The sequence below is a fragment of the Streptomyces sp. R11 genome (assembly GCF_041051905.1).
Classification (GTDB): Bacteria; Actinomycetota; Actinomycetes; order Streptomycetales; family Streptomycetaceae; genus Streptomyces.
In genome coordinates this window covers 166,445-190,166 of record NZ_CP163432.1, presented here as the reverse complement: position 1 = coordinate 190,166, position 23,722 = coordinate 166,445, and the positions used below count along the sequence as shown (strand labels likewise).

Annotated in this window: 18 protein-coding genes and 5 pseudogenes; 8 read left to right on the top strand and 15 right to left on the bottom strand. The window is 69.7% G+C overall.

Translation table 11 applies throughout. The features are described 5' to 3' along the window. Positions 1-167: 167 nt before the first annotated feature. Positions 168-1,271 (top strand): pentapeptide repeat-containing protein, encoded by a 1,104-nt coding sequence (locus tag AB5J55_RS00995; protein WP_369268786.1) that lies wholly within the window; start codon positions 168-170, stop codon positions 1,269-1,271. An 86-nt stretch (positions 1,272-1,357) separates the two neighbouring features. On the opposite strand, the gene AB5J55_RS00990 is transcribed toward AB5J55_RS00995, so the two are convergent. From AB5J55_RS00990 to AB5J55_RS00980, 3 genes and pseudogenes are all read right to left on the bottom strand, one after another. Continuing rightward, a complete protein-coding gene (locus tag AB5J55_RS00990; protein ID WP_369268785.1) occupies positions 1,358-3,265 on the bottom strand; it encodes a hypothetical protein in 1,908 nt (635 codons plus the stop codon). Positions 3,266-3,409: 144 nt separating this feature from the next. Continuing rightward, positions 3,410-3,556, bottom strand: a pseudogene (locus AB5J55_RS00985) (AAA family ATPase); the annotation flags it as partial. 444 nt (positions 3,557-4,000) lie between these two features. After that, positions 4,001-5,224: a pentapeptide repeat-containing protein gene (locus tag AB5J55_RS00980; protein WP_369268784.1), complete on the bottom strand. Its 1,224-nt coding sequence runs from the start codon at positions 5,222-5,224 to the stop codon at positions 4,001-4,003. A gap of 228 nt (positions 5,225-5,452) precedes the next feature. Between AB5J55_RS00980 and AB5J55_RS00975 the strand changes: the two are divergent. Then, positions 5,453-5,692: pseudogene (locus AB5J55_RS00975) on the top strand (IS5/IS1182 family transposase); the annotation flags it as partial. Between the two features lie 634 nt (positions 5,693-6,326). Here the strand turns inward: AB5J55_RS00975 and AB5J55_RS00970 are convergent. The 6 genes from AB5J55_RS00970 to AB5J55_RS00945 form a co-directional block, all read right to left on the bottom strand. Next, complete coding sequence (locus AB5J55_RS00970) at positions 6,327-6,743, bottom strand: hypothetical protein (protein WP_369276042.1); 417 nt, start codon at positions 6,741-6,743, stop codon at positions 6,327-6,329. A gap of 140 nt (positions 6,744-6,883) precedes the next feature. Further along, complete coding sequence (locus AB5J55_RS00965; RefSeq protein ID WP_369268783.1) at positions 6,884-7,834, bottom strand: STM4011 family radical SAM protein; 951 nt, start codon at positions 7,832-7,834, stop codon at positions 6,884-6,886. Between the two features lie 10 nt (positions 7,835-7,844). Next, positions 7,845-9,185, bottom strand: coding sequence for an STM4012 family radical SAM protein (locus AB5J55_RS00960; RefSeq protein ID WP_369268782.1), 1,341 nt, complete (start codon positions 9,183-9,185; stop codon positions 7,845-7,847). After that, the gene (locus tag AB5J55_RS00955; RefSeq protein WP_369276041.1) at positions 9,182-9,997 is read right to left on the bottom strand and encodes an STM4013/SEN3800 family hydrolase; all 816 of its coding nucleotides are present in this window, start codon (positions 9,995-9,997) and stop codon (positions 9,182-9,184) included. The genes AB5J55_RS00960 and AB5J55_RS00955 overlap by 4 nt, the downstream gene beginning before the upstream one ends. A gap of 67 nt (positions 9,998-10,064) precedes the next feature. Then, on the bottom strand, positions 10,065-11,219 hold the full coding sequence (locus tag AB5J55_RS00950; RefSeq protein WP_369268781.1) for an STM4014 family protein: 1,155 nt from the start codon (positions 11,217-11,219) through the stop codon (positions 10,065-10,067). An 11-nt stretch (positions 11,220-11,230) separates the two neighbouring features. Next, entirely contained in the window at positions 11,231-12,190 is a 960-nt protein-coding gene (locus tag AB5J55_RS00945) for an STM4015 family protein (protein WP_369268780.1), read from the bottom strand. Between the two features lie 168 nt (positions 12,191-12,358). On the opposite strand from AB5J55_RS00945, the gene AB5J55_RS00940 reads away from it, so the two are divergent. Together AB5J55_RS00940 and AB5J55_RS00935 are read left to right on the top strand one after the other, a co-directional pair. Then, a complete protein-coding gene (locus AB5J55_RS00940; protein WP_107906371.1) occupies positions 12,359-12,685 on the top strand; it encodes a hypothetical protein in 327 nt (108 codons plus the stop codon). Positions 12,686-12,763: 78 nt separating this feature from the next. Beyond that, the gene (locus AB5J55_RS00935; protein ID WP_369268779.1) at positions 12,764-13,840 is read left to right on the top strand and encodes a DUF6745 domain-containing protein; all 1,077 of its coding nucleotides are present in this window, start codon (positions 12,764-12,766) and stop codon (positions 13,838-13,840) included. Positions 13,841-14,265: 425 nt separating this feature from the next. Here AB5J55_RS00935 and AB5J55_RS00930 read toward each other — a convergent pair. Continuing rightward, positions 14,266-14,655 (bottom strand): annotated as a pseudogene (locus tag AB5J55_RS00930) (zinc ribbon domain-containing protein); the annotation flags it as partial. Here AB5J55_RS00930 and AB5J55_RS00925 point away from each other — a divergent pair. The 3 genes and pseudogenes from AB5J55_RS00925 to AB5J55_RS00915 form a co-directional block, all read left to right on the top strand. Continuing rightward, a pseudogene (locus AB5J55_RS00925) lies at positions 14,647-15,050 on the top strand (response regulator transcription factor); the annotation flags it as partial. The pseudogenes AB5J55_RS00930 and AB5J55_RS00925 sit on opposite strands and share 9 nt — an antisense overlap. Positions 15,051-15,073: 23 nt before the next feature. Further along, positions 15,074-16,515: pseudogene (locus tag AB5J55_RS00920) on the top strand (sensor histidine kinase). A gap of 144 nt (positions 16,516-16,659) precedes the next feature. Then, positions 16,660-16,887 carry a hypothetical protein gene (locus AB5J55_RS00915; protein ID WP_369268778.1) on the top strand — a complete coding sequence of 76 codons (228 nt, stop codon included), beginning with the start codon at positions 16,660-16,662 and terminating at the stop codon, positions 16,885-16,887. 200 nt (positions 16,888-17,087) lie between these two features. Here AB5J55_RS00915 and AB5J55_RS00910 read toward each other — a convergent pair whose 3' ends face one another. Further along, entirely contained in the window at positions 17,088-17,978 is an 891-nt protein-coding gene (locus AB5J55_RS00910) for a PfkB family carbohydrate kinase (protein ID WP_369268777.1), read from the bottom strand. Between the two features lie 565 nt (positions 17,979-18,543). On the opposite strand from AB5J55_RS00910, the gene AB5J55_RS00905 reads away from it, so the two are divergent. Then, positions 18,544-19,413 carry an MBL fold metallo-hydrolase gene (locus tag AB5J55_RS00905; RefSeq protein ID WP_369268776.1) on the top strand — a complete coding sequence of 290 codons (870 nt, stop codon included), beginning with the start codon at positions 18,544-18,546 and terminating at the stop codon, positions 19,411-19,413. A gap of 296 nt (positions 19,414-19,709) precedes the next feature. On the opposite strand, the gene AB5J55_RS00900 is transcribed toward AB5J55_RS00905, so the two are convergent. The 4 genes from AB5J55_RS00900 to AB5J55_RS00885 are packed head-to-tail and all read right to left on the bottom strand — an operon-like array spanning position 19,710 to position 23,678. After that, complete coding sequence (locus AB5J55_RS00900) at positions 19,710-20,462, bottom strand: FadR/GntR family transcriptional regulator (RefSeq protein ID WP_369268775.1); 753 nt, start codon at positions 20,460-20,462, stop codon at positions 19,710-19,712. A gap of 5 nt (positions 20,463-20,467) precedes the next feature. Continuing rightward, complete coding sequence (gene denD / locus AB5J55_RS00895; RefSeq protein ID WP_369268774.1) at positions 20,468-21,514, bottom strand: D-erythronate dehydrogenase; 1,047 nt, start codon at positions 21,512-21,514, stop codon at positions 20,468-20,470. Continuing rightward, the gene (otnI, locus tag AB5J55_RS00890; RefSeq protein ID WP_369268773.1) at positions 21,511-22,323 is read right to left on the bottom strand and encodes a 2-oxo-tetronate isomerase; all 813 of its coding nucleotides are present in this window, start codon (positions 22,321-22,323) and stop codon (positions 21,511-21,513) included. The genes denD and otnI overlap by 4 nt, the downstream gene beginning before the upstream one ends. Positions 22,324-22,367: 44 nt before the next feature. Then, complete coding sequence (locus AB5J55_RS00885; protein WP_369268772.1) at positions 22,368-23,678, bottom strand: MFS transporter; 1,311 nt, start codon at positions 23,676-23,678, stop codon at positions 22,368-22,370. Between the last annotated feature and the right edge of the window lie 44 nt (positions 23,679-23,722).

The following is a 23,722-nucleotide window of genomic DNA, read 5'->3' as shown; positions in this document are numbered from 1 at the left end:
CACGCCACGCTGGTCACCAGACGGAGAGGGGGCCTGATGAGGTCGTTTCCTAGTGACAAGGAAACCGCGATCGTTCCCGGCTGCGTGACTGCCGACACGATCAACTGCCATGGGATCGACAGTTGACGGCCACTGAGAAGAATTCGAGTCCGACTCCGCGCGGAGTCATGCGCTGGCCACTGAGCCTGCATATCGCCGCAGTACTGGTTCTGGCCCTAACCGCAGCGATCACAGTCCTGGGACTGCTGTGGCTGATGCTGGGGGCACCTCGTGTGCGGGTATCCGGTCCGCTCAAACCCAGCGATACATACGACGCAATCAAGATCGCCTTAGCTGTTGTCGCAGGATTCGGCGGCGTGGTAGCACTCGTCGTCGCCTATCGCCGCCAGCACCTCAGCGAAGCCACCGACGCCCGCGAGTACGACAGGGCACTGATCGAACGGTTCGGCGCCGCAGCCGAACAACTCGGGACAGACCAGCCGGCTGTACGCATGGCTGGTGCGTATGCGATGGCGCGGCTTGCCGATGAGTGGCCGCAGGAACGCCAGATGTGCATCGACGTGCTGTGCGGCTATCTGAGAATGCCCCATGCTCCCGATCCCCCCGCCGATGCTCCGGCGTTGGCATCATGGCAGCGCGAGCGGGAAGTACGCGTGACCATTCTGGGACTAATAGCCGCCCACCTGCGCGACGGTGCGCCCGCATCCTGGCAGGGCTACGACCTGGACTTCACCGGCGCGGTCCTTGATGAAGCTGACTTCCGTGGCGCCCGATTCACCGGCGGCGACATCCTCTTCGTCAAGACCCTCTTCGCCGGCCAGGGCACGGACCAGATCATCTTCGACGACGCCGACTTCGCCGAAGGCAGCTACGTCTACTTCCGGCTCGCCGAATTCCGCAGCGGCACCGTCCGGTTCAACCGTGTCACGTTCAGCGGCGGCTGGGTCACCTTCGACAGCGCCCGCTTCACCGGCGCTCGCGTGAACTTCCGCGAGGCTTCGTTCGCCGCGGGCGACGTCCTTTTCGAGGGCGCTGAGTTCTTCGCCGGCCCCGTCGACTTCACGGGGGCGACCTTCACCGGCAGTTCCGTGAACTTCGGCGAGCACCACCTTCCTTCTATCTACCGCACGGCGCCGCCCGCCCACTTCCGGGGCGGCACCGTCGACTTCTCTCGAGTCGGCGGCTTTGCCCATCCTCCGCAGTTCGGCCTGCAGGTACTGCCTCCCGGGCTCCAACTTCCTTCAGGCACCGACATCTCCAATCTGCCCTGATGAGGCCAGTGGGAGGAGGGTCGTGGGGTCGAGGCTCGCCGTCGCAGCGCCGCATTCGTCCCGGGGCGCAGAAACGGACAGGGGCCCTATGTCCGGCGAAGTACCCTGCTCGCTCCCGCTGCGACCGTCGTGGCCAGGAGCCAACCCATGCCGATCAGCGCGACGGCAGCCCACTGCATGATGCCGGTCGGAGCGTAAGAGCGTTCCTGCCCCAGATCGACGAGGGGCAGTAGCAGGTCGAGTGTGTAGATCGCGGCCTGGAATTGTGGTGCCTTGCCGTCGCCCACGGTGGTGGGTGGCCAGGCGGTGAAGAGAGCTGTTCCGGTGGTCAGGAGACACAGCAGCAACCACACGGCACGAAGCGGCCGGTAGCCGTAGCCCACCGCCGCGTCCTGGAGCAGGCTCCACAACCTGGCCGCGGGTGACAGCGTGCGGCGCATGCTGCGCTGCTTGGCGACCAGGAGGGTGCGGGCATCGGCGTCGTGGCCTTGGCGTTGGTACGTGGCGGCGAGCTGCTCGTACGGCTGGGGCACGAATCCGGCAGGATCCCGGCCCAGCCAGGGTAAGCGCGCCTGGGCCGGAAGTGAGGGGTGCAGGCTGTCGTAGACGGCGCCGTCGAGGACCAGGCCAGCAGGCCAGGCGGCAGGGGCGTCCCGCAGCAGCCCGATTCTGCTGTGCTGTAGAGCGATCACGCCCGCCGGTGCCTCGCGCAGGCGAAGCGAGAGGATACTTGCGGACGATCCAACGAAGTTCACCGCCCACTCGTCGGCGGGTGTGTCGAGGACTGCGTCATCAAGGCAGACACGGCTGCGGACCGTGACGCTGATGAGGGAGATCCTGCCGTGCGCGGTGAAGCCGTCACACAGGTTGAACACACCACCTGTCTCGACTCCGTTGCCGCGCAGAGCAGGGTGTCGGTTATCGAGAGCGGTCAGGACCGCGCCTTCGAAGAGGACGGAGCCGCCGATGCGGGAGTCACGCATGTCGATCATGCCGTGGGCGACGAATCCGTCGCGACAATCGATGTCACCGCCGACATGCAGTCGGGAGGCGTTCAAAGCGGCGTCCGCGGTCGCCCTGCCAGCAGAAATATCGAAGCGGGCGCCCTTGAGGACCACACTGCCACGCACCGAGGTGTCCCGGAGATCGACGGGGCCCTGTACCACCAGACCACGCTCCGCCTGGACGTCACCGCCGATCTCGGCGCAGGCCAGGTTCAAGGCGTACGCGCCTGGTCCTGCGCCGGGCCCGTCCAGTCGGCAGTCGCTCATACTGACGGAGCCCCCGATGGAGGCACCGTAAAGGTTGATCTGGCCAGAGCCCGAGAAACCGGAATCGAGGTACAGCCCGCCGCCCACGGTCAGTTCGGGCGCCTGGAGGCAGCCTGAGTCGCCGCTGATGCGGGTACCCCGAAAGGCCAGGACGTCCTGTATCCGGGCACTGTTCAGGAAAACCGGGCCCGCGCAGACCAGACCCGGTGCCCAGAGGTCCTCACCCACCTCCACGGACTGAGCGTCGATCGCGGCCTCGCCAGGGACCGGGCGCACAACGGTGTCCTTCAAGGACAGCCAGTTTCCAACAGTGAGGGAGCGCAGGTCCACGGTGCCCGTGACAGTACAGGCGGTGACCTCGCACTCCAGAGCGACGCGGGCACCGACCAGGCTCAACCCCGGCATCGTGCAGGCATGGAGTTGCAAGGCAGCGTCAAGTTGCGCGTTGTCCAGGCGGGGAGCGTCATCGAAGCGGCACCCTTCCATGCGGATCGAGCCGGCAACCGTCAGCTCGGCAAGGTCCAGCTCGCCAGCGACGTGTGCACCACGCAGCCGCAAGCGAGCCTGGCAGCCGGGTCGGGACGAAGGCGCGGCGATCAGAAGGTAGCGAAGCGCACAGCCGCGCACCTCGGTCCCCACCTCGCACCACTCGCCGACCCGGTAGGCCTCCCACATCTGCCGCTCCTGCGGGCTCCATCCTTCCGGCGGGTCGTCCTGCGCCACCGCGGCGTCCCTCCCCCTGTCCGGCTACAGCGGTCCGAGCAGCTCTTCGCTACCCGGCACTCGTGACGGCCATGCTTGACGGCTCAAGCCCGGCAGGCAGACGCGGACGGGGCCATCGCTCGACACGCTGAATTTGACAGAGAAGTCGTCGCCCACCCAGCCGCGCAGGGCGTCCAGGGAAAGGACCTGGGAAGCGGGCCAGGTGCGGGCCAACGTGGTCTTCCCGGCCCCGGAGGCGCCGATCAGCACGATCAGGGCGTTCTCCGGCAGCTGCGGGTAGGGCGACGTCAGGTCGGGCCTACGGATCGCCTTCCGGGCCCAGGAAGCGGGCAGCCAAGATCAGGCGGTGCCAGGAATCGGTGGTGATCAGGGCAGCGGCCTAGCGCAGCGGGCAGGAAGCGTCGCCGTCGCGGTCAGCCTCGACCTGGTCAGCTCGGCCCGCGGCGGTGGCGACCAACGGCGTAAGGGCCGGGATGAGTTATGGGGCGTGTCGGTGTCCTCGATGAGCTCGCGCAGGATCGCGGCCAGTTCTTCCGGGTCGATGTCGTCGGCGCTCAGATCGTCCTCGAGTAGCTGGAAAGCGAGTTGGGGCGATACCGACCGAGGCGCGGACTCGTACCAGGCGCGTGCGGCTCACCGGCGGGCCCGGATGCGGGCGGTGAGCCAGGTGGTGACGGCCGCGGCGCCGACGCCGATCGCGCGGGCAGGGCCGCGTCCCGAACGAAGTCATTGCTCTCAGCGATAACCCTTTGGCAGGCCTTTGGTGCCGTTGAGTTTGGCGCCGTTGTGCTTGACTCCGGCGAGGCGTGCGCTGGTTAGGTTGGCCATGGAGAGATCTGCTCCAGTCAGGTCTGCGCCGGTGAGGTTGGCCTTGGAGAGGTCGGTGCCGCTGAGGTCTGCGTTGACGAGCTTGGCGCCCGAAAGATTGATTTGGGCGAGCTTCATGCCGGTGAGGTTTGCTCCGGAGAGGTCCGCGCGTGCCAGGGTGGCGCACTGACGCTCTGTCGTTTCGGACTCTTGACCGGTCTCGACGTCGAGGATGTGTACGAGGGAGGTGCTGCAGAGCTCGGCCTTGGTGAGGTTCGCGCCGGCTAGGGCAGCACGCTTCAGGTCCGCACCGGTGAAATCCGTTGCTGTCATGTCCGGGCACGGAGTCGACTCGCCCGCACTGCGGTCGTAACAGAAGAAGGCGCCGGTGGCCTTCGCGCCGTACAGGACCGCGTCACGGAGATTGGCCTCGAACAGGGACGCGTCGCGAAGGTCCGCACTCGCAAGGTTGGCACCGCGGAGATCTACTTCGTCCAGGTATGCGTTCCGTAGGTTGGCCCAGCTGAGGTCGGTATTGATGAGGTTCGATCCGGTAAGGTCCGCCAATTCGAGCTGAACGCCGGTGTCGTCGAAGGGACGCGCTGCCTTCCATCCACTCAGCTCGATTCTGCTCAAGTCGAGCACCAGATCCTGGTCTCGTTCCGTACTGCGCTCGGCCAGTACGTTCATGACGGCTTCGATGTCCGCGGGTGGCCTCCGCGTCTCGGCGACCGCGACGTCAGCCCGTGCGGGCGCGTGCTGACGTACGTAGGCGGCGAGCACTGAGACGACGGTGGGCTGATCCCGCGACGAGTCGCGCATCAGTCGCTCCAACGCGTAGATACCGCCCAGGCGCACGTCGACTGAACTGGACCCCAGATTGTTGATCGCTGCGTTGTACCTGCTAGTGATCTGTCCCTGTTGGACGATCTGCAGTTCCTGACGGGTTTGGCTGACCTGCATCCAGGTAAAGAGCAGCGCGGCCAGCGCCGCGAGGCCGGGCAGGCTCACAATCACCAGGGTGATCAGCGGTCCCGGTTGCCTGCCATCGGCCCCTGCGCCGGCCGGTCGACCGCGCAGCCGTCGGCGACGGCGCAAGGCCTGACGCTGGAGCAGACGGCGCAGCCGCCCGGTGTCTTGATCGCGGGTCATGTCCCTATGCCACACCTCCAGGTCACTACTAACTGAACCGCCGCACCGACCAACCACCCGCACGAGGGTCGGCCGCCCCCGGTCAGGTCTCTTCCGTGAGGTTGGAGCCGTAGGGCAGGAGCGGTGTCGTCGGCCGCCCCACAAGCATGTGGCGGCACCCGGTGTGGGCCTGGCGCCGCGAAGTTGAGCGACGTGGATCGCGGCGCCGACGCCCGGCGAAACTGGGGCTACGACTACGAGTGTCGGTGCAGATGGCTTCGAAGGGGCGGCATTCGTCACCGCATCGCCCGGAAAGGCGTCGAGTCCTCACAGCGGCTCGGCCGCCATCGCTGGGTGGTTGAGAGGACCGTGTCCTGGATGGCCGGCTGCCGTCGGTTCCACCGGCGCTATGAACGCAAGGCCGAACGCCTCATCGCCTTCGTCGGCGTAGCTGCAACTCTCATCTGCTTACGTCGACTGAGCAGGTGAACAGCACCCTGTCGTGGAAATGTTGCAGGTTCCTCCTTGCTGTGGCCGCTGCCCTGGACCGGCCTGACCGGGTTCGCCGCGGCGGTGGTTCGGGCGCCGGTCTTGAGACTGTCCCTCAGCGGGACGAGGCTCCGCTGCTTCTGCTCGCGGGCGAGCGGCCGGTGCGCAGGCAGCGCGTTCACCTCGCGGTCCCGTCGGACAATGCAGAACTGGCCGCCGTCAGCGGGGTGTGGCGGGCGTCAGGAGGCTCGCCATTGGGCATCGGTGTCGCGGTCGCTTCGATCCGCTGGCCGGCGTCGCGGGTATGGATCGCTGCGAAACCGGCCTGCGTCACTGGTCAGAGGCGGACTCGAGGACCCTGGGGGACACGGATCATGTCAGAGGCTATCGTGATCGGTTCGCCTGTACCCGGAGCCATGCTCAGGGCCGATGCCTCCTCGCCTTTCGGACCACCTCTCAGTTGGTCTCGTACAGCCCCGGGCAGAGCAGCGACATGGCCGGATCATCCAGCTTTAACCCGGGTGCCGAGGCCTTCCTTTGATCCAAGCGAAGACGGCTCGGCGCGAAGCTTGGAGGATCGGGCTCCTGGGCCCAGAGGGTGGGGCCGGGCGTCGGGCGGCTTCAGCCGTATCGGCTATGAGTCCGAGCGCAGCCCCAACGCGCTGTGCTGAATCGCCGCAGCGGGCGCATCGTCCGAGCCGGACTTCCGTTGCGTCAACTCCACCAGTTTCGAGCGGAGGTCATGCGCTGGTTCGCCGAGCACGATGCCGCTGATCACCAGCTCAAGCATGACGCAGTCGTACTCGTCGTCCGTGCTCCGATAGCGCTTGGGGTCGCGTTCTACGGCCGCGCGAGTAATGCGCCAACCGCCATCATCCATCGGCGCGAAAGTCGCCGCGAAGACTCCGTGACCGGTCCAGCTTCGGTGCAGGAAGACAACCTCGTCCTCCGCGAAGACGTTCCACTTCTCGTCCATGCCCCGCGATGCGTAGCCGCGCTGGATCCGCTCCCAGTCTTCATCTGACCAGATCCGTTGGGGCAGCTGCGACATCGTCTGAGGAGTGGATATCGGCTGGATGCGACGGGAAAACGTGGACCGGGTCACGCGCTCGGCGGTGGACATGCAGTGATCCTACGGAACAAGCCGAACCTGACCACAGCGCTCCTTGGAGGGATCTCGTTGCGAAACGATCAGCTTGCACAATCACCATCGGTCGTGCGCCCGGGTATCGAGTACGCCGGGCTGACGTCGCGGCTGGTTCGGGGTGTGAGGGTCACGGACTGGGCAGGCTGCCGCTCGGTTCGGTGCGCCGGGATGCGTTCCAGGACCCCGCCGGCGAAGACGTCGTAGAGCGGGAGGGTTTCGAGGTGGACATAGCCGATGTGGCAGTCACAGGCAGCCAGGGGGCAGGGGCGGGGGCGTAGGGCCGCGCGGTAGGAGCCGTCGTAGAGGTTGCCGAGCTCGGCTCGGACGAAGTGGCAGCGGCGGACGGTGCCGTCGCCGTCGACCGAGATCACGGACTCCCCGGTACGGCAGGGCAGGCCGGCACTGGCGTGCGGGTGGCGGCTGTAGGGGAAGAGGGGATCGAGGGCGGTCCAGTCGTCGGCCTCGGCGTCCCGGTAGGTGTGGCCCTCGGCTGCGTTGATCCACAGGTATACGTGTGCGGGTAGCTCGGCGCGCAGGCGGCGGGCCGCCTCCAGGTGTTCGGGCAGGCCGACGACGCCGACGCTGAAGCGGATCCCGCGGTCGCCGAGGTCGTGGCACTTGGCCAGGAAGCGGTCGTAGGGGGTCTGGCCCGGGTGGTAGGTGCACCACAGGGCAAGGGTTTTGGGGTCGGCGTCGGCGAGCCAGTCGGTGCGGCAGCTGAGGTTGGTCTGGATGGCGACACGGCGGATGTGCGGCAGGTGCGACAACTCGGCGAGGGTGCGCCGGTACCAGGAGCGGACCAGGCCCTCGCCCCACGGTGTGAACAGCAGGGACAACCGGTCGTCGCTGTCGGCCGCCCAGTGGGCGAAGCGTTCCAGGGCGGCCCGGTCGGCGCGCAGTTGAGCGGTGGAGTCCCGTCGCTTGGCGAACGGGCAGTAGGGACAGACGTAGTCGCAGGAGGCGAGCGGGCCGCGGTAGAGGACGGTCAGATCCATGGCGAACCGGTCACTTCCTTTCGTACGCGGCCATGGCGGCCCGGACGGCGGGGGAGAACAGCTCGGGTCCGACGGCGTCGGAGTGGGCGAGTCCCTCGGGGGTGAGCCGCAGGTGCGCGGAGGCCGCCTCGCCCAGCCAGCCCCGGTCGGCCAGGCGGTGGAGTTCCGGCCCGAAGTCGGCGAGGGGCGTGGTGCCGAAGCGGGCCTGGTAGTCGTCGACGGGCAGGCCCTCTGCCTGGAGGAGGGACTGCAGCAGGTGGCGGCGGCGCGCCTCGTGCGGGTCCATGCGGTAGCCGACCTCGGCGCGGGCGAAGTCGGTGGTGGCGACGTAGTCGTCGATGATCCCGCGGATCTCGTGCATGCCGACCGCGTAGTCGAAGGAGTAGTGCAGGTCGGAGGTGTACGAGCGGGCGCCGCAACCCAGACCGATCATGCCGTCGCTCTGGCAGGCGTAGTCGTCGGCGCCCTGCTGCGGAGCGTCGGTACGGCGGAACATCCGCATCGACTGCTGGGTGTAGCCGTGCGCGAGGAGGTGGTCGCGGCCCGCGCGGTACAGGTGCAAGCGCTGGGCGTCCCAGGCCGGATCGGGGACTTGCGCGGCGACGCGGTGGCGGTCGAGTCCGGTCAGGGGCCTGACGTAGAGCGGGTAGAGGTACAGCTCTTCCGGCTGCCAGGCCAGGGCGGCGTCCAGAGAGCGCAGCCAGGTCTGCTCGGTCTGGCCGTCGATGCCGTAGATGAGGTCGATGTTCAGGACCGGGATGGCTGTATCGCGGATCCGGGCGAGCGCCGCCTCGACGTCGGCGCGGCGCTGCGGGCGTACGGCGGCCCTTGCTTCGGAGTCGTTGAAGCTCTGGATGCCGAGGCTGAGCCGGGTGGTGCCGCGCTCGGCCAGGACCGTGAGACGGTCCGCGGTGGCCGTGGCGGGGGAGGCCTCGACGGACAGCGGGATTGCACGGAGGTCGGCGCCCATGCCCTGCTCGGCGATGTCGCAGAGGCGTTCCAGCTCGGCCGCGGTGAGGAAGGTGGGGGTGCCTCCGCCGAAGGCAGCGGTGGCGAACCGCACCGGCTCGCTGTCGCCCAGTGCTTCGCGTACGGCGTCGGCCTGCCGGTGAAGGGTGTCGAGGTACGCGCCGGTCAGGCCGTCGGGGGCGCCGATGCGGGTGAACAGGTTGCAGAAACCGCAGCGAACCTCGCAGAACGGTATGTGCAGGTAGAGGGCCAAGGCGCTCTTGTCCTGCGCCGCCCACAGGGATCGCAGCGCCGGCCGGTCGGACAGCCGACGGTAGGCGGTCTTGTGCGGGTAGGCGTACACATAGTGCTGGTACGGGCTGGTGAGCTGGGCGGTGGTCATCGCGGGGCCTTGACGGGGTCGAGGAAGAAGTGGGCGTACGGCACGGTCCACACGGACTCGTGGCCGAGGCGGTGGCCGGTGTAGCCGTCGTCGCCGTAGGCGGTGCCGTGATCGGAGCAGACGATCGCGAAGCAGCGGCGCCGGGAACTCGCGGCGGCGAAGAGCCGGCCGATGTGCCGGTCGACGTATTCCAGCGCGGCGGCGTGCGTCTCGCGGGTGTCACCGGCCTCGCGGGTCGCGCCGGGCAGGTGGAACCAATTCGGCTGGTGCAAGGCGGAGACATTGATGAACAGGAACAGCCGCTGCTCGGCCGGGAGTTCGGCGATGACGTTCTCTGCGCGGGTGACCTGGTTCTCGAAGGACTGCGGCGAGGTCACACCGAACTCCCTCTCCCAGTGCGCCTCCTGGAAGAGCCCGGGCAGTACCGTCCCGAGCGGGCCCTGCTTGTTGAAGAAGCCGACGCCTCCGATGCAGACGGTCCGGTAGCCCTGCTGGGCGAGCCCGGAGACGAACTCCGGGGTGTCGTACACGAAAGTGCCGTCCGCGGTGGTCTCGCTGCCGGCGAAGCTCGCCGCGAACAGCCGCGGGTGCGGCCCCGGTTCGGCCGGAGTCGGCAGGAAACCCGCGAAGATCGCCTGGTGCGAGGCGTAGGTGAAGCTGCCCGGCGCGTGACGCTTCTCCCAGCGGCCGCCGGGGAGGTGGCGGGCGAGATTCGGAATACGCCCCTCGGCCGCCAGCTCGACGGCCACGTCGTGGCGCAGCGTGTCCAGGGTGACCAGGAGGATGTCGTCGTGGCCGACGACCTCGTTCATGTCGGGCTCGGACACGGGGCCTTCCCGCAGGTCGGGCTCAGGCGTAGGAAGTCTCTGCACGTCGGGCTCAGGCATGGGATGTTCCTGTTCTGTACTGGTGGAGCGGGCCGGGTGCGGCTGGTGCGCGCAGGGCGGCCGTCACCTGCGCGGCATACGTGTCCAGGCCCTCCGCGCCGCTGCCGGGCAGGCCGGTCAGCCGGGGCAGCAGGTCTCCGAAAGCGTTGACCTCGCCGACGAAGGCCCTGCGCCAGCCGATCGCCGGCAGCAGGTCCACACCGACGCACAGGGTGCGCGGGAAGCAGGCCGCGGCCCGCTCGCACACCTCCAGTACGTCGGTCCAGCGGCCGCCCGCCCCGCCGACGGCGTGCCGGGCGGTGGCGAGGTCGCCCCGCCTGCCGCCGAGGTGCAGATTGGTCAGGGGCGTACGGCTGGTGCGGACCACGGCGTGGGTGGCCCGGCCGGCCACCACGACCACGCGCAGGTCGGCGGCCCGGCCCTGCTGGGAGGCCTTGGGAACCCAGCGCTCCAGATGCAGCCCGTCGGGCGCGAGCGCGTCGACGATGGTGGCGATGTCCCGCTCGCTGTCGTAGCGACGCACCCGGAGGGAGTTGTGGAGCGTGCCGTCCGGGGCGAGCTCGACGGATGTGGTGGCCCTGATCCGGCCGCCACCGCCCGTCTCGACGGCGAGGACTCCTGACGCCGAGGACCCGTGAGCGAGCTTGACGAACAACCGGGGCATACCGTGCTCCCGCATCACCACCCGTACGTCGTCCCAGCCGCGCACCGGCGCCCCGCCCGGACCTGAGGTGGGCGAGGCGGGTACCGGCACACCTGCCGCGTCGAGCACGCCGTGGCAGGCACGCTTGTCGAACAGCACGGCGAGATCGTCGGGGTGGTCGAGGCGGATGCCGCCGCGCAGGGTGCGCAGCGCGGCGGTGAAGCGGGCGTACCAGCGGGCCGAGCCCTCGACCCGGGTGGGATCCGTCGTGCCCCGCAACAGCCGGTCGACCTCGAGATTCTCGCCGGGGGAGTCGACCCGCACGAACTCGGACGAGGCGAAGTCGGCTCCGCCGTCACGCAGGACGTCCCTCCATGCGACGACGCGCGGGGCGGGCAGACCGGCCGCGCGCACCGCGTCCGCGAAGAGGGACACTCGCCGGTTCTCGGGATTGCCGACCACGGCGAAACGCGACGCGGCGGGACGGGAATCCGGCGGGGCCATGGAAGGTGTACTCACTCGCCCACCGCGACGTAACGCCAGACTGTGCCGTCGTCCTCCGTGTCCTCGTCCGCGTCGTCGCGGTCGAGGTCGACCTGAACGCCCGCGGCCTCGAGCGTCTGGCGCACCCGCTCCTCGACCGCCTGGCTGAGGTAGTGATGGTGCAGGTCGAGCTTTCTCAGGTGAGTCAGGGGCTGACCGCTCAGCAGCGCGGCGGCTCCCTCGTCGGTCAGCACCCCCATGGACAGATCCAGCACTTCCAGGCGCTCCACCACGGGAGCGGAAGCCACGGCCGCGGCCACCGCGTCCTGCATCTCACTGTTGCGCAGGGCAAGATGACGCAGGCGCGGCAGCCGCGCGCCCGACAGGATCGGCTCCAGGTCGGAAGCCTCACTGTCGCCGCCGTAGTCGGGCGTGCCGAGCCACAGGTCGAGGAACTCCAGGGCGGGCAGGTCGCTTGCGCCGATGCCGCGCACCACCTCGGCGGGCAGACCGCCAGTCTCCACGACGAGCGTACGCAGCGCGCTGTGGCTCAGTGCCGTGAACTCCAGCCCCGACCCGCCCCGCACACCGAACTCCTCCAACGCCGGGAACCCGGCGAGAAGCGGAGACACGTCGGTCTGGTTGATCCAGGAGATCTCGCACTCCTCCATCACCATGTCCCCGAGGAACAGCGCACGCAGCGCGGGGAAGCGGTCCCGGGCGGCCAACAGTGCCTCGATGACGGGGGAGGGGTCGGATTCGTACGCCTCCTGCCAGGCCCCCACTATCAGCGCCCGCACCCGAGTGGTGTCGACGGCGGCGCAGAACCGGGAGAACGCCTTCTGCCACTCCTCGTCGGCGTCGTACACGTCGCTGGTGATCCGCCAGGCGACGGAGTCCGGCTCGGGCAGGTCGTCCGTCGTCGCGTCCGGGCCCGGAAAGGTGTGTGCGGGCAGCCCGTGGAAAAGGTCGAGGTGGTCACCGATGGTCATGCGGCCGCTCCGAGGAGGAAGAGTGTGCGGTCTGTGATGTCGGCAGTTCTACCAACAGCCACTGACAACAGCGTGCGGCGGGGCGGGGTTCGGGGCGTTGTCAGTGGTGCCGCCTACGGTCGTGGTCATGAGGCCGGTGCGGGTGCACCCGGCGGTGAGGGGACAGCCATGTACCGACAGGGAGACGTGCTGATCGTGCCGGTGACGGAGGAGGCGGTACCGGCGCATGTGGCACACGCGCCCAGGGAGCAGCGCGACGGGCGGGGGCGGCTCGTGCTGGCGCTGGGCGAGGTCACCGGCCACGCTCACGCGATTGTCGGTCCGGGCGAACTGATACGTGAGCCGGGGCCGTTCGGCCCTTTGCTGCTGCGTCTGCCCCAGGGCGGCCGAGTCGTCCACGAGGAGCACGCGGCGATCGCGCTGCCCAAGGGCTGGTACCGGGTGATCCGGCAACGGGAGTACGTGCCCGGATCCGTGCGCATCGTGGCGGACTGAACGGCGAAGGCCGGGAGGGACAAGCGGCAAAGGGCGCAGAGGCAAAGGGTGGAGAGAACCGGGGTGGAGGGGCAGCAAATGACCACGACAGACGTCGAGTCCGAGACCGACATTGAGGAAACGCAGGGGGCGGAGAACATCGCCTCCGGCGAACTGGGGCCATGGCGCGCGTGGGCCTCGGCGACCGGCCCAGCCGATCGCGCGGCCGCCGAGGACGGCGTTCGCCGGGCCTACCGGCTGGCGGGACTCGCCGAACCGGAGCGCGTGGTGTGGGTGGGTTCGCCGCGAGCGGCGATCACCCTGATCCGGGACGACCTCTCGGACCGCGGCCCGAGCGTACGGGACGCGGTGCGCAGTGCCCCCTGGGCACAGCAAAGACGCTCCCTGCACGTCGAGTTGGGTGCCGAGGGCTGGTCCGCGCACTGGGCGGCGACGGGCGGACGGCTGTGGGATTCCACCCAGGCCCTCGTGGACCGGATCCGCACGGGCGTCATCGAGGATCTCGCCGGCCGGGACACCGGCAAGGAAGCCGCCGAGATCAGGCTGCTCCTCCTTGACGCCGTGCTCGGACAGCACGACGCGCCGTGGCTCGCCGCGTTCCCGGCCGACGCCGGCCCGCTCGACGCGCTGACGGCGGTCTGCCGCAACGCCGGCTGGTGGTGGCCCTACGCCCGAGTGGCGGTCCTCTCCGAACGGCCCGTGGCCCTGCACCGCGACGAGGCCGGCCGACTCGACCACGGCGACGGCCCGGCCCTCGCCTACCCGGACGGCTTCGCCCTGCACGCCTGGCGCGGCATGCCCGTCCCCGCAGCCTTCCTCGCCGAACTGCCCGCCCTCACACCGGAGCGCATCCGCGTCGAGGAGAACGCCGAACTTCGGCGCGTGATGCTGGAGTACTACGGCTACGACCGCTACCTGACCGACTCGGGTGCCCGCCCCCTCCACCAGGACGAGACAGGCACCCTGTGGCGCATCGACCTGGTGGACGACGAACCGGTCGTCATGGTGGAGGTCCTCAACTCGACCCCCGAGCCGGACGGGACACGGCGCACCTACTGGCTACGGGTACCGCCCTCGACGCGGACAGCGCGAGCGGGCGTTGCGTGGACCTTCGGGCTCGAGGAGCAGGTGTACGCGCCGGTGGCGGAAACGTGAAGGGGAAGGGCGAACGGGGCGTGTTCTGCCGGAACCTCGTCCCGGGCGGCGTGACGCTGCCGTGTGGCGACGTCACGGGGAACGTCGACATACCGTCCTGGCCCACATCTGGTGTAGGAGCCATTCCGTCCCCGGGGGGCCGATCTCCGCGTGTGCCGTCCCTTTCATGGTTTCGAACGTTGGGCCCAGCGGGACAGCCAACACGGCTGGAGACACCCCGAACACGGAGCACCGACACCAAGACCTCAGGGACCGTGATCCCTCAATTGGTGTCACAACACCTTGGCCGAACAGGATCGTGGTCTGGGCGTCGGCGGCCCACACGGCCTGCGGAGGCCGCCGACGCCGACGACATGCTGCGGACCGACCGCGGCTTGATCAGACCTGTCGACATCCTCTCCCCTCCTGAAGGGGGAGATTCTCGCCTACCGTGGCTTTGAAGGCTGCGGTGCCGAGTGGGTTCCTGCTTCTCTGCGCGGTGCGGGCACGGGGGCCCGTCTTACCTGCGCTCCACAGGCTGTCACGGCCAGTCCGGCCGCCTTGGCGACGTTGACCGCCGCGTTGATGTCCCGGTCCAGGACCGCCCCACAGGCCCGGCATGCCCATTCCCTCACATGCAGGGGCTTCGGGCCGTCGTTGGCGCCGCACACGGAGCACACCTGAGAGGTCGGCTCGAACCGCCCGAACTTCACGAAGGCGTGCCCGTATCGGGCGGCCTTGTACTCCAGCATGCTCACGAACGCCGACCATCCGGCATCGTGCACGGACTTTGCCAAGCGCGTGCGGGCGAGAGCCTTCACCGCCAGATCCTCCAGCGGGTGGACGGTCTGGAGGCAGGCGCCGACGACTACCTGGTGAAACCGTTCGCGCTGGACGAGCTGGTGGCACGGATCAGGGCCCTGCTGCGCCGTACCGCCGTGGCCGAGCCGGACGCGGGTGGCGAGCTGGGCTTTGCCGACCTCGTGGTCGACCCGGCAACGCGGACCGGACGCCGGGCAGGGCGCGCGATCGAGTTCAGCCGCACCGAGTTCTCCTGCTGGAGCTGCTGCTGCGGCACCCCGGACAGGTGCTGCCCCGGGAGACGATCCTGGAACGGGTCTGGGGCCGCGACTTCGGCCCCGAGTCCAACTCCCTCGCCGTCTACGTCGGCTATCTGCGCCGAAAGCTGGAGGCGGGCGGCGAGCCCCGGCTCGTCCACACCGTGCACTGAGTCGGCTACCGGCTGGACCTGCCATGACCGCACCACGACGACAGCGCTCGCAGCCCGAGCCGCAACGAAACGGTCGACGCCGGCACGCCCGATGGCTGCGTCGCCGACCCCTGCGCACCCGCCTGACCGTGACGGCGTCCCTGGCGGTGGCTGCCGTCGCCGTGGGCCTGTGCGCCGCAGCCTTCCTGATCATCCGTCACCAACTGGTCCACCAGCTCGCCTGCACCTGACCCAGTCGGCGCGACTCGCGGCCCAGCAGTACCGGCACGAGCCACCCGGTGTCGTGCAGGGACAGTGCCGCTTCCTCGCCGCCCCGGCCTGCGCCAAGCTGGTCCCCGCGCAGCCCGCTGACGACCCGGAGCAGCCGTACCTGCTGCCCGTCACCGACACCACCCGCGAGGTCGCCTCCGACGCCCACGGGCCCTACTACAGCGAGGTGCGACTGGCGGGCCGCAGCGCCAGGATGCTCACCACGCCACTGGACGAAGGCCGAGCCATCCAGGTCGCTGTGCGTGCCGACACGGTCGACCGAGGGGTCCGGCAGGCCGCGGTGCTGCTCACTGTCATGGGCGGGGCCGGCGTGGTTCTGGCCGGGGTGCTCGGATCCTGGGTTTCCCGCACGGGGTCTGGCACCGGTCAGTCGGCTCACGGCCACGGCCGAGCGCATCGCCTCCACGCGCGACGCCCGGCACCGCATCGAGCTGCCGCCGAAGGGCCCTGGCAGGGACGACGAGATCACCCGCCTCGCGGCCTCTTTCAACACCATGCTGGACGAGTTGGAGAAGTCCTCACCGCTCAACGCCGCCTGGTTGCCGACGCCTCCCATGAACTGCGCACCCCGCTGACCGCTCTGCGCACCAACGCCGAACTGCTGACCAGGGCCTCCCGCCTCAACGACGCCCAGCGCGACCGCGCGGCGAACGCGCTCGCCCGCCAGCTGCGAGAGGTGACCCTCCTGGTCAACGACTTGATCGAACTTGCCCGGGACGAGGAACCGGACCCGCTGATTGAGGACGTACGTCTGGCTGACGTCGTGGCGCATGCCGTCGACGCAGCCCGTGACCACTGGCCGGCCGTACCCTTCGAGCTCTCGGCCGACCCCGACGTGCGTACCGCCGCGGTCGCCGGTGTGCCGGCCCGGCTCTCCCGGCTGCTGTCGAGCCTGCTGGACAGCGCCGCCAAGTTCAGCCCACCCGGCCGGCCCGTCGAGGTCACCCTCACCACCGCCCCGGGCACGCTGGAACCGACCATCCGCGATCACGGCCCCGGCATCTCCGACGACGACCTCCCCTACGTGTTCGACCGCTTCTACCGCGCCCGCACCGCTCGTGCCCTGCCCGGCTCCGGCCTTGGACTGGCCATGGCCCGCCAGATCGCCCACGCACACGATGCCGAGCTGACGGCCGAGCACGCGCCCGGGGGAGGGGCGCTCTTCCGGCTGCGGGTTCCGTGTGGACGCGCTTGAACTCCGGCGAACATGCATGGCGACGGAGTCCCCTTGCGCGGCAGTGGTCGGCGGTATGTGCCGTACGGCTATCCGAGGTTGCGGTCCGGCCTCGAACACCGCTGAGGACGTTGCCCGCCCGGCCGATCGCGGGTTGAACGGTGCATGGACGATTGGTTCGCAGCGCTGGACGACGCGCAGCAGACCCCAACCGACCCCGCGGGCTGCCCGTACTGCGCCGGTCTCTTGGCCGCATACCCGACTGAGGGTGCCTGGCCTGAAGCGGAGCAGTGGGAGGACGGCGACGACTTCGCGAGGTGGCTGCGCCTGTGCATGGTGCTCGTCGCAGGGGTGAGCGTGGTGCTGACGTTGTCGGGAGCGTGGGCAGGATGAGGTGGGCAGGCACGGCAGGGCCGTTGCAGCGGCAGCCGAGGACGAAGCCGTGGAGCCTGGCTTACGAGGCGTGGGACCGCGCCCGTACGCCGCGGTTGGTCGGATGCCGATGCTCAGATGCCGAACGATGCGGCGTAACGGTTCCGCTGGGCAGCGGGTGGCCGGCATCTTGCAATGGCGAAACCCGGACCGGATGTTGGTCAGTGCATCCAGGCTCGGGTGCCGAACGAAGCGCATGCCTGTGAGGCGATGAGGGCGGCGGCGTGCAGGCTTTGGACGAAGCTCTGTGAGGTCAGGTGCCGCTTGTCGGCCAGGTGATGGGTGAGGGCTCCGTGCAGGATGTCTCCCGCGCCGAGAGTGTCCTCCACCGGCACGGTGGGCACCGCGATGGTCCCGCTGTCGTCGGGGCCTGCCCACACGATGGGCCCGCCTCCCTGCGTGACCGCCGTCCACGCGACCCCGTGGCGTTTGAGGAATTGCAGGGTGTCGGTGGGGGTGTGGGCGTCAGGCGGGTGGAAATCGGCGGAGCAGACGGCTACGTCGATCCACGGCAGGAGGTTCTGTGTCCCCGGCTTCCAGCTGCCTGCGTCGAGGACGGTGCGGCGGTCGGCGTCTCGCGCGGCTCGGGCGGTGGCCGTGGCCAGTTCCATGTGATGGCCGTCGAGTTGGACGATGTCGCAGGCTGCCACCAGCGCGTCCAGATCGTCGGGTGGGGCGAGGCTGTGTCCGGTTGCGTTGGTCGAGGCGACGGCGCGTTGTCCGCTGGAGGCGGTGACCATGATGGAGGACACAGCGGGCGGGTCGGTCGACTGAACCGCCAGGTCGGCCACGGTCACTCTTGCCTGCTCCAGGTCGGCCTTGATCGCGAGCCCCAGCGGGTGGGAGCCGATCGCGGTGAGCAGCCTGGCCGCGCCGCCCAGGTACGTGAAGGTCACGGCCGCGTTCGCGGCCGGGCCGCCGGCGGCCACGGTCTGTTCGCGGGCGGTGAGTTTCTCGTCGGGCGCCGGGACGTGATCGACGAGCTGGATGACATCCAGGGTGCACAGGCCGACGAACAGCCCTTCACGCCGGCTTGTCTTTCGTGGCCCCATCCAGCTACATCTCCTCTCGGCCCGGCGCCCGGGGGCCACGTCGTGGACTCGCCGCCTCCCCGAGATCAACGGGCCCGGCTCCTTCATCCGTGCCCCGGCCCGCCGTGACCCATCCGCCCGCCCGCCGGTGGCTTGAGCGCTACCTCCAACGTGCCCCTTGCACAGACGCGCTCCCTGATCAAAACCCGTCGCGCTCGCCCTGGCCATCGGTGTGGCGATCGACCCCTTCGCCGTCCGCGTGACGCTCGTACCGGCCGTGCTCGCTCCCGCCGGCCGGGGCGCCTGGTGGCTGCCGCGCCGGCTGGACCGGATCCTGCCCGCTCTCGACATCGAGGGAACCAGCCTCCGGAAGGCCCCGGCGACGGACGACAGGCAACTCCGGCCCGTCACCTTGGGCCCCTGCCCCACGTATGGCACACCGACGGCCTACCCGGACAGCGCCACAGGCAGCAACGACCCCTGCACTTCCCACTGTTCATCTGAGAGATCAGCTCGCCCCACATCGAGAACATCGCGCCACGGGGCGAGTCACCACCCACGTGGAATGCATGGCAGGATCGCGGCCATGTCCCTCCGCGTTCCCCGCCTCCGGATCGGCTCGACCGAGATCATCGCCCTCGCCGACGGCGAGGGCCCGTTCTTCTCCCCGCGCGCCGATGCCTTCCCCGAGGCAACGGCCGCTCAGTGGGCCGAGGCCGACCGCTACGACCCGGGCGCGGTCGACGCCGAGGGCCGCTGGCGGCTCCAGTTTCGTGCGTACGCGATACGCGGTGACAAGGGCCTCACCGTCGTGGACGCCGGGATCGGTCCTGCGGACAGCCCGGCCGCCTCGTGGGCGCCCGTGCCCGGTGCGCTCCCCGAGTCGCTCGCCGCCGCGGGCATCGACCCGGCTGAAGTCGACACCGTGGTGCTCACACATCTGCACACCGACCACGTCGGGTGGGCGGTCGTGACCGAGGCGGCCAGCCCGCAAGCGGGCGGCACGGTGGACGGCAACGCTTCGACCGGCGGTGCGACGGGCGGCCGCCGCCCTTACTTCCCGAACGCCGAATACCTTCTCCAGCGGGCCGAGTTCGACGCCCTCGACGCGCTCAACCCGCAGCTTCGTGAGACCCTCACCGACCCGCTCGCGGCGGCCGGTCGGCTCCGGCTACTCGACGGGGACACACCGCTGCGCGCAGGGCGCGCGGTCGCCACCCCCGGTCACACGCCCGGACACCAGAGCGTGCTGGTCGCCGAGGGGCGCGAGCTGGCGCTCGTCACCGGCGACCTCCTGGTACACGCGCTGCAGCTGCTCCACCCCGAGCTCGCCTACGCGCACGAGGCCGACCCTGAGGCGGCCAGGCACTCGAGGGAGCGCATGCTCGGCCGCGAAACCGCCACCACGCTCCATCTGGCGACGCCGCATTTGACGGAGCCGTTTCTCTCGGCGTGATCGCGGTCGTTCGGCGAGTGGCGGCCGAGAAGGATCCCTGAAGTGGCTGCGCCAGGCAACCTCGAAGAATGCCTCAGCCGTCCAGGATTCCGGTCCAGGAGAACCGTCCGAGCTGCCCAGCGTCGGAAGGCCGTTGGCGATCTCCCACAGGCCGTTCGGTGCGGCCGCGAGCCGTACACGCGCCACATCGTCGGATGTGAAGTGCACGCGCAGCATGAACCGCCGGCGTGAGCGCGGGCCCCCTCCGAGGATTGCTTGGAGCCGCATGACGCACTGGCAAGCGGCCATGGACCCGATCAGCGAGCAGCGTCCAGGGCCACGGCCAGGTCCTCGGTGTCCGCCCAGAACCGTTCGTCCGCGTCCTGGAGCCGGGAGGACGCGTGCTTCATGTGGGTGAGCGCGGCGGCGCGGGCCGCGTCCGGGTCGCCGGTGCCGATTGCCGCGAAGATGGCGTGGTGTTCCTTGCGGACCTCTTCGATGAAGTCGCCGCGGCGGGCCTCGTTGGCGCGGGTGACGCGGATGCCGCTGCGCATGACCTCGCCCAGGTACCGCATGGTCGAGACCATGACCGCGTTGCCGGTCGACTCGGCGATGGATCGGTGGAAGGCCAGGTCCTCCTCCACACCGTCACCGCCGGCCGCGACCGCCGCGTCGATCGCGTCCAGGGCCGCCCGCATACGGGAGAGGTCGGCGGCTGTGGCGCGGGCGGCCGCGAGGGCCGCGGCCTCGCCCTCCATCGCGCGCCGCACTTCCACGATCTGAAGGACCTTGGACTTGGTGTCGGCGGCCTCGGCCTCCAGGTCGAGCGGCCGGGTGCGGCGCGGCAGGACGAACACGCCGCGGCCCTGGCGCGGCTCGACCAGGCCCGCGTTGCGGAGCCGGGACACGGCCTCGCGCACCACCGTACGGCTGACGCCGAGCTGCTTGACCAGCTCGACTTCCGTCGGCAGCTTGTCGCCCTCGGCCAGCCGTCCGGACTCGATTTCCTCCGCGAGGATCGCGGCGACCTGATCCGCGAGCCGGACGGGACCGCTCACCTTGGAAAACATGGTGTTCAGTCTATCGGCGCGGACCCCGTCGGACTCGCCGCGAGCGGCTCGACGACCGCCTCCGGGTGCGCCTCGATGTAGTCGCGTACCACCGACTCGAAGCTCGGGTCGGGCTCCAGGCCGAGGGCGGCGGCGCGGGCGTTGTCGAACTCGGCGGGCCATGAGCCCACGATGGCCTCGACCGCCGGGTCGGGTGAGATCGTCACCAGGTCGGCGACGGAGTCCCCGGCGACCCGACGCAGTGTGGCCAGTATGTCGGCGACGGACACCGTGAGCGCCGGCAGGTTGACCGGCAGCCCGCCGTCCATCCGGCCCGGACCGGAGCCCCGCTCGGCCTCGGCGATGCGCAGGATGCCCTCGACGGTGCGCTGCGGCGAGGCCAGGGCCACCCGCAGTGCGGGATCGACCGGGCAGGTCGCCGGCAGGCCCGCGAGCGGTTCGCGGACTATCCCGGACAGGAAGCCGGATGCGGCCGCGTTCGGCTTGCCCGGCCGCACCGACACGGTCATCAGCCGGGCCACCCGCCCGTCGAGGAAACCGCGCCGCGTGTACTCGGCGACGAGTTGCTCGCAGACCAGCTTCTGCGTCCCGTAGCTCGACCGCGGGGTCGGCAGCGTCGCTTCGCTGACCACCTGCGGCAGCGGCAGCGTCGGGTCGGAGCCGTACACCGCGACGCTGCTGGAGAACACGACGCGTACCGTCGGCCCGCCGGCGGCGGACTGCGCCCTCGCGGCGTCGAGCAGCGCCCTGGTCGTGTCCAGGTTGGCGCCCATCCCGAGGTCGAAGTCCGCCTCGCACTCGGCCGAGACCGCGGACGCGAGATGGATCAGCACGTCCACCGGCTCCGCGAACACCTCGCCGATCCGGTCGGTCAGGTCGCCCTGCACGATGTCGACCAGCGGATCGGCCGCTTCGGGTGCCTCCAGCGGTACGAACCGGTCGGCGAGGACGAGCCGCTCGACGGGTGCGCCGCGGAACGTCCGGCGCTCCAGCAGTGCCGCGGCTACCCGGCGGCCCAGGAAGCCGAAGCCACCTGTGATGACGATCCTCATGCGGTTCCTTCTCCTCGGAATCCTCGGACGTGCAGGTTGTTCTTCAGCCAGCCGAGCCCTTCGCTCGTACCGGCGCGGGGGCGGTACTCGCAGCCGATCCAGCCGTCGAAGCCCAACTCGTCGATGACGGCGAACAGATGGTCGATGGCGAGTTCGCCCTGGTCGGGCTCATGGCGGTCGGGCACGCCGGCGATCTGCAGATGGCCGACCCGGCCGGTCGGCAGGTCCCGGCGCAGGGTCGTGGTGAGGTCACCCTCGACGATCTGGCAGTGGTAGAGGTCGAGCTGCACCTTGAGATTCGGCGCGCCCACCGACTGGACCACGGTGTGCGCCTCGGCCTGCCGGCTCAGGAAGTAGCCGGGCATGTCACGGCGGTTGATCGGCTCGATCAGGATGTCGACGCCGACCGCGGCGGCCTTCTCGGCGGCCCAGGTGAGATTGGCCAGGTACGTGTCCCGGGCCGCGGGCACGGCGTCGGGCCCGACCAGTCCGGCCATCACGTGCACCCGGGGGCTGCCGAGGGCCGCCGCGTACTCCAGGGCCCGTTCGATCCCGGAGCGGGTCTCGGCCTCGCGCCCGGGCAGCGCCGCGGTACCGCGCTCGCCGGAGTCCCAGGCGCCGGGGGGCGCGTTGAAGAGGACCTGGCGCAGGCCGTTCTCGTCGAGCAGGCGGCGCAGTTCGGCGGCCTCGTAGGCGTACGGGAAGAGGTACTCGACGGCCTCGAAGCCGTCCGCCGAGGCCGCGGCGAAACGGTCGGGGAAATCGTGCTCGGTGTACATCATCGACAGGTTCGCGGCGAACCTCGGCATGGTGTGGCTCCTCGGTCGGGCCGGCGGTTGACGATCCGGCCCGGCTAGCGGTTGACGATCTGCTTCTTCGTGGTGAGGACCGCGCCCGCGCCGACGACGAGGCTGAGCGCCAGCACGTACATCGGGAGCTCGGTCGAACCGGTCGCGTCCTTGAGCGCGCCGATCATGTACGGACTGACGAAGCCGGCCAGGTTGCCCACCGAGTTGATGACGGCGAGACCGGCCGCCGCGGCGGTGCCGCCCAGGAACGCGGTCGGCAGCGACCAGAACAACGGGGCACAGGTCAGCACACCGGCCGCGGCGAAGGACAGGGCGGCGAGGGACAGTGCGGTCGACCCGGACCAGCTCGCCGCGAGCGAGAAGCCGACGGCGCCCATGAGCGACGGGATCACCAGGTGCCAGCGGCGCTCACGGAGCTTGTCCGCGGACCGCCCGAACACGTTCATCGCGACGAGCGCGGCAAGGAACGGCACGGCGCTCAGCACACCGATCGTGAGGCCGCCCTCGATGCCGGTGGACTGGACGAAGGTGGGCATCCAGAAGGTCAGGGCGTACTGGCCCATCACGAAGCAGAAGTAGATGAGGCACATCAGCCACACCTTGGGCTCGCGGAAGGCGTCCCACACCTTGCCGTGCACGGTCTGGTGCGCGGTGTCCTCGGCGATCGCCCGCTCGACGATGCCTTTCTCCTCGTCGCTGAGCCACTTCGCGTCGCGCACTCCGTTGTCGAGGTAGAACAGCGTCGCCACACCGATGATCAGCGCCGGGATGGCCTCCAGCAGGAACATCCACTGCCAGCCCTGCCAGCCGTTCACGCCCTGGAAACGGTCCATGATCCAGCCGGAGAGCGGGTTGCCGAAGATGCCGGCGACCGGGATCGCGGACATGAACAGCGCGATCACCCGGGCCCGCCGGTGCGAGGGGAACCAGTAGGTGCAGTAGAGGATCACGCCCGGGTAGAAGCCGGCCTCCGCGGCACCGAGGAGGAACCGGAGCACGTAGAACGTGGTCTCGCTGTTGACGAACATGAACGACGCCGAGACCACGCCCCAGGTGATCATGATCCGGGCGATCCAGGTACGGGCGCCGATGCGCTGCAGCATCAGGTTCGACGGCACCTCGAAGAGGAAGTAGCCGATGAAGAACAGACCGGCGCCCAAGCCGTACGCGGCCTCGCTGAACCCGAGGTCGTCCGACATCTGCAGCTTGGCGAAGCCGACGTTGACGCGGTCCAGGTACGAGAAGACGTAGCAGAGGATCAGGAAGGGGACGATGCGTCGTACGACCTTGCGGAAGACGGCGTTCTCACGGGCGAGGTCGGGGGCGGCCTCGTCCGTCGTCGCAGACAGGGACATGGAGCAATCCTTCGTAAGCGGCTCAGGGGATTCTCTGACGTGGT

Excerpts from the sequence above, each read along its gene's own strand:
- otnI (WP_369268773.1), bottom strand. The coding sequence starts at position 22,323 with ATGCCGAGGTTCGCCGCGAACCTGTCGATGATGTACACCGAGCACGAT.
- AB5J55_RS00940 (WP_107906371.1), top strand. The coding sequence starts at position 12,359 with ATGTACCGACAGGGAGACGTGCTGATCGTGCCGGTGACGGAGGAGGCG.
- AB5J55_RS00965 (WP_369268783.1), bottom strand. The coding sequence starts at position 7,834 with ATGGATCTGACCGTCCTCTACCGCGGCCCGCTCGCCTCCTGCGACTAC.
- AB5J55_RS00980 (WP_369268784.1), bottom strand. The coding sequence starts at position 5,224 with ATGACCCGCGATCAAGACACCGGGCGGCTGCGCCGTCTGCTCCAGCGT.
- AB5J55_RS00970 (WP_369276042.1), bottom strand. The coding sequence starts at position 6,743 with ATGTCGCAGCTGCCCCAACGGATCTGGTCAGATGAAGACTGGGAGCGG.
- denD (WP_369268774.1), bottom strand. The coding sequence starts at position 21,514 with ATGAGGATCGTCATCACAGGTGGCTTCGGCTTCCTGGGCCGCCGGGTA.
- AB5J55_RS00950 (WP_369268781.1), bottom strand. The coding sequence starts at position 11,219 with ATGGCCCCGCCGGATTCCCGTCCCGCCGCGTCGCGTTTCGCCGTGGTC.
- AB5J55_RS00960 (WP_369268782.1), bottom strand. The coding sequence starts at position 9,185 with ATGACCACCGCCCAGCTCACCAGCCCGTACCAGCACTATGTGTACGCC.
- AB5J55_RS00955 (WP_369276041.1), bottom strand. The coding sequence starts at position 9,997 with ATGAACGAGGTCGTCGGCCACGACGACATCCTCCTGGTCACCCTGGAC.
- AB5J55_RS00905 (WP_369268776.1), top strand. The coding sequence starts at position 18,544 with ATGTCCCTCCGCGTTCCCCGCCTCCGGATCGGCTCGACCGAGATCATC.
- AB5J55_RS00900 (WP_369268775.1), bottom strand. The coding sequence starts at position 20,462 with ATGTTTTCCAAGGTGAGCGGTCCCGTCCGGCTCGCGGATCAGGTCGCC.
- AB5J55_RS00915 (WP_369268778.1), top strand. The coding sequence starts at position 16,660 with ATGGACGATTGGTTCGCAGCGCTGGACGACGCGCAGCAGACCCCAACC.
- AB5J55_RS00910 (WP_369268777.1), bottom strand. The coding sequence starts at position 17,978 with ATGGGGCCACGAAAGACAAGCCGGCGTGAAGGGCTGTTCGTCGGCCTG.
- AB5J55_RS00995 (WP_369268786.1), top strand. The coding sequence starts at position 168 with ATGCGCTGGCCACTGAGCCTGCATATCGCCGCAGTACTGGTTCTGGCC.
- AB5J55_RS00945 (WP_369268780.1), bottom strand. The coding sequence starts at position 12,190 with ATGACCATCGGTGACCACCTCGACCTTTTCCACGGGCTGCCCGCACAC.
- AB5J55_RS00935 (WP_369268779.1), top strand. The coding sequence starts at position 12,764 with ATGACCACGACAGACGTCGAGTCCGAGACCGACATTGAGGAAACGCAG.
- AB5J55_RS00885 (WP_369268772.1), bottom strand. The coding sequence starts at position 23,678 with ATGTCCCTGTCTGCGACGACGGACGAGGCCGCCCCCGACCTCGCCCGT.